The 18,368-nt window shown below is 73.0% G+C and carries 15 protein-coding genes and 1 riboswitch; of the genes, 13 read left to right on the top strand and 2 right to left on the bottom strand.

Annotated elements, in window-relative coordinates:
• Positions 1-99 precede the first annotated feature (99 nt).
• Positions 100-2,664, top strand: coding sequence for an alpha-glucan family phosphorylase (gene glgP, locus ACFVHK_RS12310; protein ID WP_376929042.1), 2,565 nt, complete (start codon positions 100-102; stop codon positions 2,662-2,664).
• A 12-nt stretch (positions 2,665-2,676) separates the two neighbouring features.
• Here glgP and ybaK read toward each other — a convergent pair whose 3' ends face one another.
• Positions 2,677-3,174 (bottom strand): Cys-tRNA(Pro) deacylase, encoded by a 498-nt coding sequence (gene ybaK, locus ACFVHK_RS12305; protein ID WP_376929041.1) that lies wholly within the window; start codon positions 3,172-3,174, stop codon positions 2,677-2,679.
• Entirely contained in the window at positions 3,171-5,348 is a 2,178-nt protein-coding gene (glgX, locus tag ACFVHK_RS12300; protein WP_376929040.1) for a glycogen debranching protein GlgX, read from the bottom strand. Before glgX ends, ybaK begins: the two co-directional genes overlap by 4 nt.
• A gap of 50 nt (positions 5,349-5,398) precedes the next feature.
• Here glgX and ACFVHK_RS12295 point away from each other — a divergent pair, with 50 nt between their 5' ends.
• The 12 genes from ACFVHK_RS12295 (at position 5,399) to ACFVHK_RS12240 (ending at position 18,368) form a co-directional block, all read left to right on the top strand.
• Positions 5,399-6,634 carry a cysteine desulfurase family protein gene (locus ACFVHK_RS12295; RefSeq protein ID WP_376929039.1) on the top strand — a complete coding sequence of 412 codons (1,236 nt, stop codon included), beginning with the start codon at positions 5,399-5,401 and terminating at the stop codon, positions 6,632-6,634.
• A gap of 48 nt (positions 6,635-6,682) precedes the next feature.
• Entirely contained in the window at positions 6,683-7,822 is a 1,140-nt protein-coding gene (gene mnmA / locus ACFVHK_RS12290) for a tRNA 2-thiouridine(34) synthase MnmA (RefSeq protein WP_376929038.1), read from the top strand.
• A 147-nt stretch (positions 7,823-7,969) separates the two neighbouring features.
• Complete coding sequence (locus ACFVHK_RS12285) at positions 7,970-8,806, top strand: hypothetical protein (RefSeq protein WP_376929037.1); 837 nt, start codon at positions 7,970-7,972, stop codon at positions 8,804-8,806.
• 137 nt (positions 8,807-8,943) lie between these two features.
• On the top strand, positions 8,944-11,277 hold the full coding sequence (gene ligA, locus ACFVHK_RS12280) for an NAD-dependent DNA ligase LigA (RefSeq protein ID WP_376929036.1): 2,334 nt from the start codon (positions 8,944-8,946) through the stop codon (positions 11,275-11,277).
• A gap of 156 nt (positions 11,278-11,433) precedes the next feature.
• Positions 11,434-11,559 carry a hypothetical protein gene (locus tag ACFVHK_RS12275; RefSeq protein ID WP_376929035.1) on the top strand — a complete coding sequence of 42 codons (126 nt, stop codon included), beginning with the start codon at positions 11,434-11,436 and terminating at the stop codon, positions 11,557-11,559.
• A gap of 36 nt (positions 11,560-11,595) precedes the next feature.
• Positions 11,596-11,895 carry an Asp-tRNA(Asn)/Glu-tRNA(Gln) amidotransferase subunit GatC gene (gatC, locus tag ACFVHK_RS12270; RefSeq protein WP_376929034.1) on the top strand — a complete coding sequence of 100 codons (300 nt, stop codon included), beginning with the start codon at positions 11,596-11,598 and terminating at the stop codon, positions 11,893-11,895.
• A complete protein-coding gene (gene gatA, locus ACFVHK_RS12265; protein WP_376929033.1) occupies positions 11,892-13,421 on the top strand; it encodes an Asp-tRNA(Asn)/Glu-tRNA(Gln) amidotransferase subunit GatA in 1,530 nt (509 codons plus the stop codon). Before gatC ends, gatA begins: the two co-directional genes overlap by 4 nt.
• Complete coding sequence (gene gatB, locus ACFVHK_RS12260) at positions 13,421-14,941, top strand: Asp-tRNA(Asn)/Glu-tRNA(Gln) amidotransferase subunit GatB (protein WP_376929032.1); 1,521 nt, start codon at positions 13,421-13,423, stop codon at positions 14,939-14,941. The genes gatA and gatB overlap by 1 nt, the downstream gene beginning before the upstream one ends.
• Positions 14,942-15,064: 123 nt before the next feature.
• Positions 15,065-15,721, top strand: coding sequence for a hypothetical protein (locus ACFVHK_RS12255; protein ID WP_376929031.1), 657 nt, complete (start codon positions 15,065-15,067; stop codon positions 15,719-15,721).
• A 34-nt stretch (positions 15,722-15,755) separates the two neighbouring features.
• Positions 15,756-17,039, top strand: a complete 1,284-nt coding sequence (locus ACFVHK_RS12250; RefSeq protein ID WP_376929030.1) for a DNA polymerase IV — start codon at positions 15,756-15,758, stop codon at positions 17,037-17,039.
• Between the two features lie 117 nt (positions 17,040-17,156).
• Entirely contained in the window at positions 17,157-17,489 is a 333-nt protein-coding gene (locus ACFVHK_RS12245; RefSeq protein ID WP_129235818.1) for a hypothetical protein, read from the top strand.
• Between the two features lie 77 nt (positions 17,490-17,566).
• Positions 17,567-17,677: riboswitch (TPP riboswitch) on the top strand.
• Between the two features lie 37 nt (positions 17,678-17,714).
• Positions 17,715-18,368, top strand: a complete 654-nt coding sequence (locus ACFVHK_RS12240) for an ECF transporter S component (RefSeq protein WP_129235819.1) — start codon at positions 17,715-17,717, stop codon at positions 18,366-18,368.

The following is an 18,368-nucleotide window of genomic DNA, read 5'->3' as shown; positions in this document are numbered from 1 at the left end:
GGGTGCGACCGATACCGGGTTGCAGGGTGCTGCGCGACTCGGCGGTGTCGCGGAATCCGTTCATATTCAGGACACACGGCGCTGCGTAGGGTGGACCCCGTGAAGCCCATCCGCAAGTTCACCGTCCGCGCCGTCGTCCCGCCGCAGCTCGCCGCGCTCGAAGAGCTCGCCGCGAACCTGCGCTGGTCGTGGCACGAGCCGACCCGGCGCCTGTTCGAGCACATCGACCCCGCAGGCTGGCGCCGGTCCGGGCGCGATCCCATCGCGTTCCTCGGCGACGTCGACGCGCGGCGCCTCGACGAACTGGCGGCCGACGATGGCTTCATCGCCTGGGCCGAGCGCGAGCGAGACGCGCTGCGCGCCTACGTGTCCGAGCCGCGCTGGTACCAGTCGCTCGGCGCAGACACGCCGAGGACCGTCGCGTACTTCTCGCCCGAGTTCGGCATCACCGAGGCGCTGCCGCAGTACTCCGGCGGACTCGGCATCCTCGCCGGCGACCACCTGAAGGCCGCCTCCGACCTGGGGGTCCCGCTCATCGCGGTCGGCCTGTTCTACAAGGCCGGGTACTTCTCGCAGGCGATCGCGCCCGACGGGTGGCAGCAGGAGCGCTACCCGGCCCTCGATCCCGACGGGCTCCCGCTGTCGGTCCTGCGGCGCGCCGACGGCACGCCGGTGCAGGTCACGCTCGCGGTGCCCGGCGGACGCAGCCTGCACGCCCGCGTGTGGCAGGCCGCGGTCGGCCGGGTGCCGCTGCTCCTCCTCGACACCGACATCCCGGCGAACGACGACGACCTGCGCCAGGTGACCGACCGGCTCTACGGCGGAGGTGGAGAGCACCGCCTCCAGCAGGAGCTCCTCCTCGGCATCGGCGGGGTCCGCGCGATCCGCGCCTGGAGCGGACTGACCGGCCGCCACTTCCCGGACGTGTTCCACATGAACGAGGGCCACGCCGGGTTCCTCGGACTCGAGCGCATCTCGGCGTGCATCGGCGACGGGCTCTCCTTCGCCGAGGCGCTGGAACTCGTGCGCGCGGGCACCGTCTTCACGACGCACACGCCGGTCCCAGCCGGAATCGACCGCTTCGATCGCGCCCTCGTCGCCAGCTACCTCGAGTCCGGACTGCTGCCCGGGATCGACCCCGCCGACGCGCTTCCGCTGGGCCTCGAGCCCGGCCTGCCCGCTGAGGACAGCGCGTTCAACATGGCGATGATGGGCCTCCGGCTCGCGCAGCGCGCGAACGGCGTGTCGAAGCTGCACGGCGAGGTGAGCCGGCGCATGTTCGGCGAGCTGTGGCCGGGCTTCGACGCCGACGAGGTGCCGATCACGTCGGTCACGAACGGCGTGCACGCCCCGACGTGGACCGACCCGGCGCTGCTCGCGCTCGCCGAGGAGCGGCTCGGCACCGGGGACACCGAGCACGCCGACTGGATGAGCGCCGCGGTCAGCGACGCCGAGCTCTGGGGCGTGAAGCGCGGCATGCGCCTGCAGCTCGTCGAGGACGCCCGACGCCGGCTCGCGAGCGCCTGGGCGGGCCAGCACGGCGGCGCCGTGGCGCCCGACTGGGTGCGCCGCGTGCTCGACCCGGACGTCCTCACGATCGGCTTCGCCCGCCGGGTGCCGACGTACAAGCGACTGACGCTCATGCTGCAGGACCCCGACCGGTTCGCGGCGATCCTCACCAACCCCGACCGTCCCGTCCAGTTCGTGATCGCGGGCAAGGCGCACCCCGCCGACGACGAGGGCAAGCGGCTCATCCAGCGCCTCGTGCAGTTCGCGCAGCGGCCCGAGCTCCGCGAGCGCATCGTGTTCCTGCCCGACTACGACATCGGCATGGCCCAGCTCCTCTACCCGGGCTGCGACGTCTGGATGAACAACCCGCTCCGACCGCTCGAGGCGTGCGGCACGTCGGGGATGAAGGCCGCCATGAACGGCGCGCTCAACCTGTCGATCCTGGACGGCTGGTGGGCCGAGTACGCCGCCGACGACCACGGCTGGGTGATCCCGACCGCCGACGCCGCCGGCGACCAGGCCGAGCGCGACCGGCTCGAGGCATCCGCCCTGTACGACCTCATCGAGCACCGGATCACGCGGCTCTTCTACGATCGCGACCGCGACGGCGTGCCCACCGAGTGGATGGCGCGCGTGCGCCGCACGCTCGCGCACCTCTCGCCCGAGCTGGGAGCGGACCGCATGGTGCGGGAGTACGTCGAGCGGCTGTACCGCCCGGCGGCCGAGCACGCCGCCGTGGTCGGAGCGGAGGGCGCGAAGCCGGCGCGCGAGCTCGCGGCCTGGGGTGCGCGCGTGCGCGCCGCGTGGCCGGGCGTGCATGTGGCCCACGTCGAGTCGGGCGGCGTCGAGTCGACGCCGCACGTCGGCGACGAGCTCCACCTCCGCGCGCACGTCGCACTGGGCGACCTCTCCGAGTCCGACGTGTCCGTCGAGGTCGTCTACGGCCACTCGCACGGCGACGACCGCATCGACCACGCGAGCGTGGCCGAGCTCGTGCCCGACGGAGCCTCGACCACCGACACCGCCACCCGCGTGTACGTCGGCACGGTCACGCTCGACCGGGCCGGGGCGTTCGGCTACACGGTGCGCGTCGTGCCCCGGCATCCGCTGCTGGTCTCGACCGCGGAACTGGGACTCGTCGCTGCCGCGGGCTGAGCGTCGGGCGGTTCAGCGGGTGCGCGCGATCGGCGCGTACCCGCCGGACGTCACGGCGAGCAGGTCGTCGGGGGCGAGTTCGAGGTCGAGGCCGCGGCGCCCGCCCGAGACGAGGATGGTCTCGAAGAGGATCGCCGACTCGTCGAGCACGGTCGGGAGCGCGACCTTCTGCCCGATGGGGCTGATGCCGCCGACGACGTAGCCCGTCTTCCGCTCGGCGAGCGAGGGGTCGGCCATCTCGGCACGCTTGCCGCCGAGCGCCGTCGCGAGCGCCTTGAGGTCGAGCTGGTCCGACACGGGCACGATGCCGACCGCGAGCGATCCGTCGACGTTCGCGAGGAGCGTCTTGAACACGCGCTCCGGCTCGATGCCGAGCTTCTGCGCGGCCTCGAGGCCGTAGGCCGCCGCCCGGGGGTCGTGCTCGTACGGATGAGCGGTGAAGCGGATGCCCGCCCGCGTCAGCGCGACGGTGGCGGGCGTGCCCGCCGTGCCATCCGATCGCCTCGTCATCGGGCCGGCGCCTCGGGAGCGACGTCGGCGCGGCGCCCGTCGCGTGCGTCGTCGGCCTCGTCCGCCCCGGCGCCGAGCGAACCGGCAGCGGCATCGACGAGCACAGGTGCGGGATCGCCCGAGGCGCGGAAGAGTCGCATCGACTGCGGCGCCATCACGAGACGGGTGCCCGGCTCGTGTCGCGCGCCGAGCTCGTCGCCGGGCTCGTCGACCGCCGAGTCCCACAGCAGCTCGTAGTCGTCGACGCCGGGGTGCTCCGGCAGCAGGACCTCGACCTCGCGCTCGGAGGCGTGGACGACGAGGAGGATGCGGTTGAAGCCCTCGAACTCGGGCGTCGAGGCCGCGAGGAACTGCAGCGTGCGCTGCGACGGGTCGTGCCAGTGCTCGATGGTCATGGTCTCGCCGTCGGCGTTGTACCAGTCCATCTGCGAGGCGCTCGGGACACTCTCGCCGAAGCGGCCGTAACGCACGGGCCGCAGGGCGGGGTGCTCGCGGCGCAGGCGGAGCAGGTGCCGGGTGGTGGCCTCGATCGCGACGTCGCGCTCGTCGGGCGACCAGGCCAGCCACGTGAGCTCGGAGTCGTGGCAGTACGCGTTGTTGTTGCCGCGCTGGCTGCGACCGTACTCGTCTCCGGCCGTCAGCATCGGCACGCCCGCCGAGAGCAGCAGCGTGCCGAGCAGGTTCCGGATGCTCCGTCGACGCGCCGCGGCGATCTCGGGGTCGTCAGTCGGTCCCTCGACGCCGTGGTTGTAGGAGTTGTTGTGGTCGGCGCCGTCGCGGTTGTGTTCGCCGTTGCCGAGGTTGTGCTTGACGTCGTAGGCCGTCAGGTCGGCGAGCGTGAAGCCGTCGTGCGCGGTGATGAAGTTCAGGCTCGCGAGCGGGCCGCGCTCCTCGGCGAAGGTGTTCGACGAGCCCGCCAGGCGCGTCGCGAAGCGGCCGATGCCGCTGCCGTGCTCGTCGTGGCGCTCGCGGCGCAGGTCGCCGAGCCAGAAGTCGCGCATGCGGTCGCGGTAGCGGTCGTTCCACTCGGAGAACCCGGGCGCGAAGTTGCCCGTCTGCCAGCCGAACGGCCCGACGTCCCACGGCTCGGCGATGAGCTTGCCCGCGCCGATCACGGGGTCGGAGAGCATGGCGGCGAGGAGCGGATGGTGGGGGGAGTAGGCGCCGAGCGCGTCGCGGCCGAGCGTCGCGGCGAGGTCGAGGCGGAAGCCGTCGACCTGCAGCTCCTCCGCCCAGTACCTCAGGGAGTCGAGCACGAGGCGCATCGGCGCGTCGTGGCCGAAGTCGAGCGTGTTGCCGCACCCCGTCGTGTCGACGTACCGGCCGTGCACGTCGTGCCGGTAGTACGAGGCGTTGTCGATGCCGCGGAAGCTGTATGTCGGCCCCTGACGACCCTCCTCCGCCGTGTGGTTGTAGACCACGTCGAGGACGACCTCGAGGCCGGCCTCGTGCAGTCGCTTGACCATGCCCGCGAACTCGCGTCGCACCGCGGACGGACCCGCGGCCTGCGCCTCCGGGCTCGCGTACGGCGCATGCGGCGCGAAGAAGCCGAGGGTGTTGTAGCCCCAGTAGTTGACCTGGCCCTGGCGCACGAGCCGCTCCTCGGCGACGAACGCCTGCACCGGCAGCAGCTCGACCGTCGTGACCCCGAGGTCGGTGAGGTACTCGAGCGACGCGTCGTGCGCGAGTCCCGCGTAGGTGCCGCGCAGCGGCTCAGGGATGCGCTCGTTCAGCCGGCTGAACCCCTTCGGATGGGCTTCGTAGACCACGGTGTGGTCGAGCGGCACGCGGGGCTTGCCGACCCCGCCCCACTCGAAGCCCTCTGCTGCGAGGGAGTCGAGCACGACGCCGCGCCACGACCCGTCCGCCGCCGGCTGCAGCCCGCGCGCCCACGGATCGAGCAGCGTGTGCGCGGGATTGAACGCGTGCTCGATGCCCGCGGGGCCGTCGACGCGCAGGCCGTAGCGGGCGCCCGGCACGAGGGCGGGGGATGTCGCCTCCCACACGCCGTCCGCACCGCGCATGAGCGGCAGCCGCTCGACGGCCCAGTCGAGGTCCTCTGGGGCGAACACCTCGAGGTCCACGGAGGTCGCGTGCTCGGACCAGACGCGGATCGTGCCGCCTGCGGGTCCGGTGCGCACGCCCAGGTCGCGGAGCGGATCGGCCGGAGACATGCGAACTACAGTAGTTCGTGGGGAACCGGTTCCCGGTCAGGAGGTGCTCGATGCCCCGCCGCGACCCGGTCTACCTCGACCACGCCGCCACCACGCCGCTCCGTCCCGAGGCGATCGACGCGATCACCCACGCGCTCCGGCTCGTCGGCAATCCGGCCTCGATCCACGGCGCAGGGCAGCACGCCAAGCGGCTGCTCGAGGAGGCCAGGGAGCAGGTCGCCGCGACGGTCGGCGCCGACCCGATCGAGGTCGTCTTCACCGGAAGCGGCACCGAGGCCGTGAACCTCGCGATCAAGGGCCTGTTCTGGCGTCGGCGCGCCGAGGCGTCAGCCCGCCGCATCCTGCTGCCCGGCGGCGAGCACCACGCCACGATCGACACGGTCGAGTGGCTCGCGGGGATGGAGGGCGCGGAGGTCGTCGAGCTGCCCCTCGACGCGGTCGGGCGACTGCGGGTCGACGCGCTCGCCGCCGAACTGGGGCGCGACGCGGCGTCCGTCGCGCTCGTCACCATGCTCTGGGCGAACAACGAGGTCGGCACGATCGAGCCGGTGCGCGAGGTCGCCGACCTGTGCGCACGGGCCGGCGTGCCGCTGCACGTCGACGCGATCGCCGCGTACGGGCACGTCCCCGTGGACCTGCACGCCGTCCGGCGCGAGACCGGAGCTCCCGCGGGCGCGGGCCTCGTCGCGGTCAGCATCTCGGCGCACAAGGTCGGCGGTCCGGTCGGCATCGGCGCGCTCGTGCTCGACCGGTCGACGCGCATCGAGCCGCTCCTCCACGGCGGCGGGCAGCAGCGACGCATCCGCTCGGGCACGCAGGACGTCGCGGCGGCGGCCGGGTTCGCCGCTGCCGCCCGCGCGACGGCCGAGCAGGCGGCGGCCGAGGACGAACGGATGTCGCGCCTGCGCGATCGGCTCGTGGCGGGGGTCGCGGCGTCCGTGCCCCACGCGCGACTCTCGGGCGACCCGGATCCCGCCGGGAGGCTGCCCGGCAACGCGCACTTCTCGTTCCCCGGGTGCGAAGGCGACTCGATGCTGTTCCTGCTGGATGCCGCGGGCGTGGCGGTCTCGACCGGGTCGGCGTGCCAGGCCGGCGTGCCCGAACCCTCGCACGTGCTGCTCGCGATGGGCCGCACCGAGGGGGAGGCGCGCGGTGCCCTGCGGATCACCCTCGGGCGCACCACGGCCGACGCCGACGTCGACGCGTTCCTCGAGGCGCTCCCCGCCGCCGTCGAGCGTGCGACCCGGGCCGGCATGGCCGACCGGGTCACCAGCTTCGACCGCTGATCGCCGCGCGCGGCATCCGCTCAGGGGCCGTTTCGTACACTGGAGGGCATGCGGATCCTGGCAGCGATGAGCGGCGGCGTCGACAGCGCCGTCGCGGCCGCGCGCGCCGTCGAGGCGGGCCACGACGTGGTCGGCGTGCACCTCGCGCTCAGCCGAATGCCGGGCACCCTCCGCACGGGCAGTCGCGGCTGCTGCACGATCGAGGACTCGATGGACGCCCAGCGCGCCGCGAACGTCCTCGGCATCCCGTACTACGTGTGGGACTTCTCCGAGCGGTTCAAGGCCGACGTCGTCGACGACTTCATCGCCGAGTACGCGGCGGGCCGCACCCCCAACCCGTGCATGCGCTGCAACGAGCGCATCAAGTTCGCCGCCCTGCTCGAGAAGGCCCTCGCGCTCGGCTTCGACGCGGTCGCCACGGGGCACTACGCGAAGATCACGACGGATGCCGCGGGTCGCCGCGAGCTGCACCGCGCGAGCGCGGAGGCGAAGGACCAGTCGTACGTGCTCGGCGTGCTCACCACCGAGCAGCTCGCGCACGCGTACTTCCCGCTCGGCGACACCCCGTCGAAGCAGCTGGTGCGCGAGGAGGCCGCACGGCGCGGCCTGTCGGTCGCGCAGAAGCCGGACTCGTACGACATCTGCTTCATCTCCGACGGCGACACGAAGGGCTGGCTGGCCGAGAAGGTCGGCACCGCGCCCGGCGACATCGTCGACCGGTCGGGCGAGGTCGTCGGCGCGCACGAGGGCGCGCACGCGTACACGGTCGGGCAGCGCCGCGGGCTCCGGCTCGGCACCCCGGCCGCCGACGGCAAGCCCCGGTTCGTGCTCGAGGTGCGGCCCAAGGAGCGGACGGTCGTCGTCGGCCCGAAGGAGGCGCTCGCGGTCGCCGAGGTCGCCGGGTCCCGGTTCTCGTGGGCCGGCGCCGACCCCGTGGCATCCGGCCTCGTCGTCGTCGACGGCGACGCCTTCGACTGCGAGGTGCAGATCCGGGCGCACGCCGACCCGGTGCCCGCCGTCGCGAGGGTGGCGACGGATGCCTCCGGCTCCGCCGAGCTCGTGATCACGCCGGGCACGCCCCTCGACGGCGTCGCGCCGGGCCAGACGGCCGTCGTCTACGTCGGCACGCGCGTGCTCGGCCAGTGCACGATCGACCGCACGGTCAGCGCCGTCCCCGTCGACGTCTGAACGCCCGCTGGACGTTCGCTGGACGGCGCGAGTGTGCCATCCGGGCGTTTGTCAAGGCCTCCTCGCCCGATCCGCACCCCGCGTAGGGTCTCAGGCGCGCCGAGGGGCATCCCCCTGCGGCGACGAGACGACGAGAGGGACCACACCATGAGCACCTCCACCGACCGACCCGGACACGATGCGAACCGCGACCCGCGCACGGGAACGACGCCGACCGACCGGCGCGTCGACGCCGACGGCGACGGCATCCGCGACGACCGGGAGGCCACGGCCACCGACCGGACGGACGCCGACCGGAACGCGGACTCGCCGACCGCCGCCTACGACCGGAAGGTCGACGAGCGCGCCGCGGCATCGGAGCGCGGGGACGCCGTCCCGGCCGACCGTCGCCGCCCGGAGGACGAGCGCCCGCTCGCCGACCCGGCGGTACGGGCGGCCGTCATCGACCGGGAGCGCGAGCGGTTCGGCGGCATCAAGTTCGGCGCGGCGTTCTTCGGCTGGCTCACCGCGCTCGGCCTCGGCGCGCTCCTCACCGCGTTCCTCGCCGGCACGGGCGCAGCGCTCGGCCTCGGCAACGTCGGAGCGGCCGTCGACGACGCCGTCGCGGAGGATCCGCAGGCGATCGGCGTCGTCGGCGCGATCGCGCTGCTGGTCGCGCTGTTCGTCGCGTACTTCGCGGGCGGCTACGTCGCCGGGCGGATGGCGCGCTTCAACGGGCTGAAGCAGGGTGTCGCGGTCTGGCTCTGGGCGATCGTGATGGCGGTCGTCGGCGCGGCGCTCGCCGCGCTCGCCGGCACCCGGTACGACGTGCTCGCGACGCTCAACACGTTCCCGCGCATTCCCGTCAACGAGGGCGAGCTCACGGTGGCCGGCATCGTCACCCTGGTGCTCCTCGTCGTCGTCACGCTCGGCGGCGCGGTCCTCGGCGGCAAGGCGGGCACCCGCTACCACCGGAAGGTCGACGCCGTCGGGTTCGGCGCGTAGTCGGGAGGTTGCACGACGATCGGGGCGCGCGGGGATCCGCGCGCCCCGATCCGCGTCCGCGCGAGCCGCACCGGGACATCGCGCCGCGCGCCGCACTCCGCTGCGGCGACGTCGGCGGTGGCTTCTAGGATGACTCCGTGAGCGACATCCCCACCGAGTTCGACGACGCCCGCATCGAGTCCGAGGCGCTCCGCGAGCGAATCGATCGGTATCGGACGACGTACTACTCCGAGGGCGTGAGCCTCGTCAGCGACGCCGAGTACGACGCCGACTTCCACCGGCTCGAGGCCCTCGAGCGGGCGTTCCCGGAACTGGCCGGTCAGGACAGCCCGACGCAGCAGGTCGGTGCGGCGCTCGTCTCCGCCGGCTTCCCGTCGCACGAGCACGCCGAGCGGATGCTGAGCCTCGACAACGTGTTCAGCCTCGACGAGTTCGCCGAGTGGGCGACGAAGGCGCAGGCAGCCGCAGGGCGGACGGTCCGCTGGCTCTCCGAACTCAAGATCGACGGACTCGCGATCAGCCTCGCCTATCGCGACGGCGTGCTCGAGACCGCGACGACGCGGGGCGACGGTCGCGTCGGCGAGGACATCACCGAGAACGTCGAGTTCATCCCTGCGATTCCGCGTCGGCTCGAGGGCGCGGGGTTCCCGCCGTTCTTCGAGGTGCGCGGCGAGGTCTTCCTGCGGTCCGCGGACTTCGAGGCGCTCAACGAGCGGCAGCATGCGCTGCAGGCCGAGTTCGCCGCGGAGCAGCGTGCGAAGGGTCGGGCCGACGAGGCGATCCCGACCCGGTTCCCGGAGTTCGCGAACGCCCGCAACACCGCCGCGGGCAGCCTCCGGCAGCGGCGCGAGAACAAGAGCCCGCTGCAACTCGAGCTCATGCGCGAGCGGCTCGGCCGGCTCGCCCTCCACCTGCACGGCATCGGCGCGTGGCAGGACCCGCCCGTGTCGAGCCAGTCCGAGATCTACGGGCTGCTGTCCGGGTGGGGGCTCCCGGTCTCCCCGCACTCGCGCGTGTTCGACACGATCGAGGAGGTCACCGCGTTCATCGCCGATCGCGGCGAGCACCGTCACGACGTCGAGCACGAGATCGACGGGATCGTCGTGAAGATCGACGAACTGGCGCTGCACGACGAACTCGGTGCGACGAGTCGCGCGCCGAGGTGGGCGATCGCGTACAAGTACCCGCCGGAGGAGGTGCACACGAAGCTCCTCGACATCCGCGTCGGCGTGGGCCGCACGGGTCGCGCGACGCCGTACGCGGTCATGGCGCCGGTGAAGGTCCAAGGGAGCACGGTCGAGCAGGCGACGCTCCACAACCAGGAGGTCGTGAAGGCCAAGGGCGTCCTGATCGGCGACACGGTGGTGCTGCGCAAGGCGGGCGACGTCATTCCCGAGATCCTCGGCGCGGTCGAGGAGCTCCGCGACGGCACCCAGCGCGAATGGCGCATGCCGGAGCGCTGCCCCGAGTGCGGGACGCCGCTGCGCCCCGCGAAGGAGGGCGACATCGACCTCCGCTGCCCGAACGCGCGCAGCTGCCCGGCGCAGGTCCGCGGCCGGGTCGAGCACATCGGCTCGCGGGGAGCACTCGACATCGAGGCGCTCGGCGAGGTCACGGCCGCCGCGCTCACCCAGCCCGTCGTCCCGTCGACGCCGCCCCTCGTGACCGAGGCTGGGCTCTTCGACCTCACGGTCGACGAACTCGTCCCGATCGAGGTCATCGTCCGCGACGCCGAGACCGGCGAACCGCGAACCGACCCGGTGACCGGCGAGGAGGTTCGACGAGCACCCTTCCAGAAGGTTCGGGTCACCTATCCGCCGGGCACCGAGCGGATGTCGGCCGCTGAGCGCCGAGCGGCCGGGATCCGGAAGGACCATCGCGAGCTGCTCCCGTCGGAGGCGGCCACGAAGCTCCTCTCCGAACTCGAGAAGGCGAAGACCAAGCCGCTCTGGAGGATCCTCGTCTCGCTCAACGTCCGGCACGTCGGACCGGTGGCGGCGCGAGCGCTCGCCGACCACTTCGGCTCGCTCGACGCGATCCGCTCCGCGAGCCGCGAGGAACTCGCCGAGGTCGAGGGGGTCGGCGGGATCATCGCCGACTCGCTGCTCGAGTGGTTCGACGTCGATTGGCACCGCGACATCGTCGAGCGCTGGGCAGCGGCCGGCGTCCGGTTCACGACGCCCGACCACCCCGGCCCGGGGCGGGCCGCCGAGGCCGGCGGCGTGCTCGCCGGACTCACCGTGGTCGCCACCGGCAGCCTCGAGGGGTTCACGCGCGAGGGCGCGCAGGAGGCGATCATCGCGGCGGGAGGCAAGGCAGCGTCGAGCGTGTCGAAGAAGACCGACTTCGTCGCAGCCGGCCCCGGCGCCGGGTCGAAGCTCGCGAAGGCTGAGGAACTCGGCGTCCGCGTGATCGACGCCGCGCAGTTCGCGATCCTGGTGACGGAAGGGCCCGACGCGCTCGTCGGGTGAGAGCGGGAGGGGCGAAGATGCATCCGCTCACCTGGCCAGTCACCATGCCGCAGTCGCACCTGGCCGGCGACCACGCCGCAGTACACCCCGCCGAACCCCGAGGCGACGCCGTCGCACCCCGGCGACGCGCATCGAGCCGCCACGCTGAGCCCGCCGGTGAAGGGCCCGCTCGGCCTGCTCATCGCCAAGTCCGGCCACGGCGAATCGGAGCCGACGTCCTACGGCGAGGCGGACGAGTTGCTGCAGAAGCACGGCGTCGGCCTGTTCGGCGCGCCTCGGTAGGATTGCTGCATCCCCATTCCCGGACGACGGAGCAGCATGTCTGAAATCAGCGCCGAGCAGGTCGCGCATCTCGCGAACCTCGCACGAATCGCGCTCACCGAGGAAGAGATCGAGCACCTCACGACGGAGCTCGGCCAGATCATGCAGGCGGTCGAGAAGGTGAGCGAGGTGGCCACGCCAGACGTGGTGCCCACGAGCCACCCCATCCCGCTGCACAACCCGCTTCGCGAGGACGTGCCGGCCGACGTGCTGGGCGTCGAGCAGGCGCTCTCGGGCGCCCCCGAGCACGACGGCACGCGCTTCGTGGTCTCGGCGATCCTGGGGGAGGAGCAGTGAGCGACCTGATCCGGCTGAGCGCCGCCGACCTCGCCGCGAAGCTCGCCTCCGGCGAGGTCTCGTCGGTCGAGGCGACGAAGGCGCACCTCGACCGCATCGCGAACGTCGACGGCGCGGTCCACGCGTTCCTGCACGTGAACGCCGAGGCGCTCGAGACCGCCGCCGACGTCGACCGCCGTCGCGCCGCAGGCGAGGAGCTCGGCCCGTTGGCCGGCGTGCCGATCGCCATCAAGGACGTCCTCGTGACCAAGGGGATGCCGTCCACGTCGGGTTCGCGCATCCTCGAGGGCTGGATCCCGCCGTACGACGCGACGCCCGTGCGCAAGGTCCGCGAGGCCGGCATGGTGCCGCTCGGCAAGACGAACATGGACGAGTTCGCCATGGGCTCGTCGACCGAGCACTCGGCCTACGGCCCGACGCACAACCCGTGGGACCTCGATCGCATCCCCGGAGGCTCGGGCGGCGGCTCGGCCGCGGCCGTCGCGGCGTACGAGGCGCCCCTCGCGCTCGGCAGCGACACGGGCGGCTCGATCCGCCAGCCGGCGCACGTGACCGGCACCGTCGGCACCAAGCCCACCTACGGCGGCGTGAGCCGGTACGGCTCGATCGCGCTCGCCTCGTCGCTCGACCAGATCGGCCCGGTGAGCCGCACCGTGCTCGATGCCGCGCTGCTCCACGACGTCATCGCCGGCCACGACCCGCACGACCAGACCTCGATCCCCGAGGCGTGGCCATCCATGGCCGAGGCCGTGCGACGGGCGGATGTCTCGGGCCTGCGTATCGGCGTCGTCAAGGAGCTCGACTCCGACGGCTTCCAGGCGGGCGTCCGCCAGCGCTTCCACGAGTCGCTCGAGCTGCTGCAGGCGAACGGCGCCGAGATCGTCGAGGTGAGCGCGCCGAACTTCAAGTACGCCATCGCCGCGTACTACCTGATCCTGCCCGCCGAGGCGTCCTCCAACCTCGCGAAGTTCGACTCGGTGCGCTTCGGCCTGCGGGTCGTGCCCGAGGGCGGCGGCACGGTCGAGGAGGTCATGGCCGCGACCCGCGAGGCGGGGTTCGGGCCCGAGGTCAAGCGCCGCATCATCCTCGGCACCTACGCCCTCTCGGCCGGCTACTACGACGCGTACTACGGCAGCGCCCAGAAGGTCCGCACCCTGGTCCAGCAGGACTTCGACGCCGCGTTCGCGGAGGTCGACGTCCTCGCCACGCCCACCGCGCCGACCACGGCGTTCAAGCTCGGCGAGAAGCTGCACGACCCGCTGTCGATGTACCTCAACGACGTCGCGACGATCCCCGCGAACCTCGCGGGCGTGCCCGGCATCTCGGTCCCCGCCGGCCTCGCTCCGGAGGACGGCCTGCCGGTCGGCATCCAGTTCCTCGCGCCGGCGCGCGAGGACGCGCGACTGTACAACGTCGGCGGCGCCCTCGAGGCGCTCCTCGTCGACCGTTGGGGCGGGCCGCTGCTCGCCCAGGCGCCCGACCTGTCCACCCACGAACTCATGGCGACCGAGGAGGGCGTGGTCTGATGGCGCGCGCAGCACTGATGGACTTCGACGAGGCGCTCGAGCGCTTCGACCCGGTCATCGGGCTCGAGGTGCACGTCGAGCTCAACACCCGCACCAAGATGTTCTCGTCGGCGCCGAACCCGGCGAACGACGAGTTCCACGGCGCCGAGCCGAACACGCTCGTCGCGCCCGTCGACATGGGCCTGCCGGGGTCGCTCCCGGCCGTGAACGGAACGGCCGTGCGGTACTCGATCTCGCTCGGGCTCGCGCTCGGCTGCTCGATCGCGCCGTCGAGCCGGTTCGCGCGGAAGAACTACTTCTACCCCGACCTCGGCAAGAACTACCAGATCTCGCAGTACGACGAGCCGATCGCCTTCGAGGGGGCGATCGAGGTCGAGCTCGAGAGCGGGCGCACGTTCGAGGTCGCGATCGAGCGCGCGCACATGGAGGAGGACGCGGGCAAGCTCACGCACGTCGGCGGCACCACGGGGCGCATCCAGGGCGCCGAGTACTCGCTCGTCGACTACAACCGCGCGGGCGTCCCGCTCGTCGAGATCGTGACGAAGCCGATCGTGGGGGCCGGCGCGGATGCTCCCGCGCTCGCGCGCGCGTACGTCGCGACGATCCGCGACATCGTGCTCTCGCTCGGCATCTCCGAGGCGCGCATGGAGCGCGGCAACCTCCGCTGCGACGCGAATGTCTCGCTCCGCCCGAAGGGCCAGGAGAAGTTCGGCACGCGCACCGAGACGAAGAACGTCAACTCGATGCGCTCGGTCGAGCGCGCGGTCCGCTACGAGATCCAGCGCCAGGCGGCGATCCTCGCCGACGGCGGCACGATCACGCAGGAGACGCGCCACTGGCACGAGGACACCGGGACCACGAGCCCGGGTCGCCCGAAGTCCGACGCCGACGACTACCGGTACTTCCCGGAGCCCGACCTGCTCCCGGTCGTGCCCGACCCTGCGGTGATCGACGAACTCCGCGCCGCGCTGCCCGAGCCGCCGGCCGCGCGTCGGCGTCGGCTGAAGGCGGAGTGGGGCTTCACCGACCTCGAGTTCCAGGACGTCGCGAACGGCGGGCTCCTGAACGAGGTCGCCGCGACGATCGACGCGGGTGCGACCCCCGCTGCCGCCCGCAAGTGGTGGACCGGCGAGCTCACGCGCCTCGCGAACGCGCAGGGCGCGGATGCCGCGGGCCTCGCCGAGCCGGCGCACGTCGCCGAGCTGGCGGCGCTCGTCGAGGAGGGCACGCTCACCGACCGCCTCGCCCGCCAGGTGCTCGAAGGCGTCGTCGCCGGCGAGGGGTCGCCGCGCGAGATCGTCGACACTCGAGGCCTCGCGGTCGTCTCCGACGACGGCGCGCTCATCGCCGCGATCGACGAGGCGCTCGCCGCCCAGCCCGACGTGCTCGCCAAGATCCGCGACGGCAAGGTGCAGGCCGCGGGCGCGGTCATCGGCGCGGTCATGAAGGCCATGCAGGGCAAGGCCGACGCGGCACGCGTGCGCGAGCTCGTGCTCGAGCGCGCGGCCTCCGACAGCTAGGTCGACCCCGTCGACGGATGCTGCGGCGCGCATGGTCGCGCCGCGGCATCCGTCGGCGTCTCCCAGCCCGCTCTTGGCGGGCGTCAGTAGCCTGAACCTCCCCGAACCACTTGCGAGGACACCATGGGATTCCTGGACCGACTCTTCGGCGGCGGCGACGACCGCTCCGCCCGCCCCGCCCCGCCCGTGCCCCAGGCGCGGCGACTCAGCGAAGACGAGCTCGCGATCGAGCGCTACCGCTACCTGCTGCGCACGGCGCCGCCCGAGTCGATCGAGGCGGTGCACGCCGAGGCGTTCTCGAAGCTCACGCCCGAGCAGCGACAGCAGGTGTACCGGTCGCTCGCCGAGCAGGCGCCGGCGGGGGAGCGGCTGGTCTCCGACGACCCCGGCGCGCTCGCCCGGGCCGCAACGCGGCAGGAACTGCGGCAGCCGGGCTCGATGGAGCGCGCCTTCGCGGGCGCGCCGGGGGCGGCGGGCGCGGCGCCCGGCGCGCGTGGCGCAGCGCCGTCGTTCGGATCGATGGTGGGCGGTTCGATGCTCGGCACGATCGCGGGCGTCGTGATCGGCTCGGCGATCGCGCAGGCGTTCCTCCCCGACCCGTGGGCGTTCGACGCCGCGGGCGCGACCGACGGCGGGGCCTCGGGCGGCGACGACGTGGGCGCTGACGCCGGTGCCGACGCGGGGTCGATCGACGCCGCGGGTGCGGGTGACGCAGGCGGCGACTGGGGCGGTTTCGGGGACTTCGGCGGTGGCGGAGACTTCGGCGACTTCGGGTTCTGACCCGGGTGTCGGCGGCGCGCGCTAGGGTCGCTGCGTGAGCAAGCAGGACGGCTCGTCGAGGCAGGTCACGATCGGTCCGGTCGACGACTCCGCGACCCCGATCCTGCACGTCGACATGGACGCGTTCTTCGTGTCCGTCGAGCTCCTTCGCCGGCCCGAGCTGCGCGGCAGGCCCGTGCTCGTCGGCGGGACCGCGGGGCGAGGGGTCGTCGCCGCCGCGAGCTACGAGGCCAGGCGCTACGGGGTGAACTCGGCGATGCCGATGTCGGTCGCGCTGCAGCGCTGCCCCACCGCGGTCGTGCTCCGGGGCGACTACCGGCGCTACTCGGAGTACTCCGAGCGCGTCATGGAGATCTTCCGCGAGCTCACGCCCGTCGTCGAGCCGCTCTCGATCGACGAGGCCTTCCTCGACGTGTCGGGCGCGCGCCGCCTGCACGGCAGCCCGGCCGAGATCGCCTGGACCATCCGCCGACGGGTCCACGACGAGACCGGCCTCACCTGCTCGGTGGGCGTCGCCGCGAGCAAGTACGTCGCGAAGGTCGCGTCCTCGCGCGCCAAGCCCGACGGCATGCTCGTCGTCCCCGCGTCCGAGACGACCGCATTCCTGCACCCGCTGCCCGTGTCGGCGCTCTGGGGCGTCGGCCGCGTGACCGAGGAGTCGTTCCGCAAGCTCGGCCTCCGCACGGTCGGCGACGTGGCCGACATGCCGGAGGACGCGCTGGCCCGCGCGGTCGGCCCGGCGCTCGCGGCGCGCCTGACCCGATTGGCCGACGGCGTCGACCCGCGCGACGTCGAGACGCGGCGGGTCGAGAAGAGCATCGGCCACGAGACGACGTTCCATCACGACCTCGTCGCGCACGACGAGATCGCGCGCGAGCTCCTGCGATTGGCGACCGACGTCGGCGTTCGGCTGCGCCGTGCCGGAATGCTGGCGCGTACCGTCACCCTGAAGCTCCGCTACGGCGACTTCACGACGGTCACCCGGTCGCGCACGCTGGCCGAGCCGACCGACGTCGCGCGACGCATCTACGAGGAGGCGCTCGTGCCGCTCGGCGAGCTCGTGGGCGATGGTCGGCGCGTCCGGCTGATCGGCGTGCGAGCCGAGCACCTCCGGCACGCCGGCGACGGGGCACCACTGTGGGACCCCGACGAGGAATGGCGCGACGCCGAGCGGACGATCGACGAGGTCGTGCGCCGGTTCGGCCGCGGTGCCGTGCGGCCGGCGGCGCTCGTCCGGCCGGCGGCCGAGTCGGCGGCACCGACGGTCCGCGACGCGGCAGAGGAGGAACCGCCGCCCGGGCCGCGTTCGTTCTGGTGACCCGACGAGCTCGCCCGGCCGTGCGGCGCGCGACCGCGGGCGCCGCCGCGCAGTCCACGGGGCGAGGCATCCGTCAATGCCCTTCCGACCGCCGCGCCGCGCCGGTAGCGTGGCGACATGGCTGATTTCGTGCTCGAGCTCGCAGACAAGGTCGCCGGGGTCGGCGTCCGCACCTCCTACGCCGACAAGGTCGAGATCGGCGGTGCCGAGGTCGTGCCGGTCGCGCTCGGCGCCTACGGCTTCGGCGGGGGCGCCGGCACCGACGACGAGCAGAACGAGGGGTCGGGCGGCGGTGGCGGCGGCTGGTCGGTTCCGCTCGGGGCGTACGTCGGCCGCGGCGGCGACGTCCGGTTCGAGCCGAACGTGCTGGGCCTGCTCATCGTGACGATCCCGCTCGTCGTGGTGACCGGCAAGGCGCTCCGGATGGTGATCCGCGCGCTGAAGAAGTAGGCCCGCACCGCGACATCCGAACGAGCGGTCGCCCGGCGTCACCGACGACGCAGGCGGCGCCCGGCGCGCGTATACTCGTCGTCGAACACGGGAGTCCGGTGAGCCGGGCTGAGAGGAAGGTTCTCCAACCTTCGACCGTCGAACCTGATCTGGGTCATGCCAGCGCAGGGAGGGCATCCAATCTCATTTCCCGTGCCGCTTTCCACGAGACGAAAGGGCACGACAGTGCACGAGACATCCACCGACCAGACCCCCACGGCCGGCTCGAACGGCGCGCGTGAGGGCGCGGCGCCCCGCAGCACCCGCTGGCGGGTCGTCGACATCGTCGTCGCGAGCGTGATCGGCGTCGCGACGGGGCTGGTCTTCCTCTTCTGGAACAACGTCGGCTACGCCTGGTTCAGCGCCGCCGACGCGCTCACGCCGGGGCTCGGCGGCATCGCCGTCGGCATCTGGCTGATCGGCGGCGTGCTCGGCGGGCTCATCATCCGCAAGCCCGGCGCGGCGCTCTACGTCGAACTCCTCGCCGCGATCGTGTCGGCGCTCGTCGGCAACCAGTGGGGAATCGAGACGATCTACTCCGGCCTCGCGCAGGGACTCGGCGCCGAGCTGGTCTTCCTCGCGACCGGCTACCGACGGTTCGGCGTCGTCACCGCGATGCTCGCGGGTGCGGCGGCGGGTGCCGCGGCGTGGGTGCTCGAGCTGTTCCTCTCCGGCAACCTGCAGAAGTCGGCCGAGTTCCTCGCCCTCTACTTCGGCACCGTCGTGGTCTCCGGAGCGGTCCTCGCCGGCCTCCTCGGCTGGATCGTGGTCCGCGCGCTCGCAGCGACCGGCGCGCTCAGCCGATTCGGGGCCGGACGGGACGTCGCCGGGCGGGTCTGA

This window comes from Agromyces binzhouensis (assembly GCF_042672355.1).
GTDB lineage: Bacteria > Actinomycetota > Actinomycetes > Actinomycetales > Microbacteriaceae > Agromyces > Agromyces binzhouensis.
The sequence above is the reverse complement of the archived record's forward strand: the minus strand, read 5'-3'. Positions and strand labels throughout refer to the sequence as shown.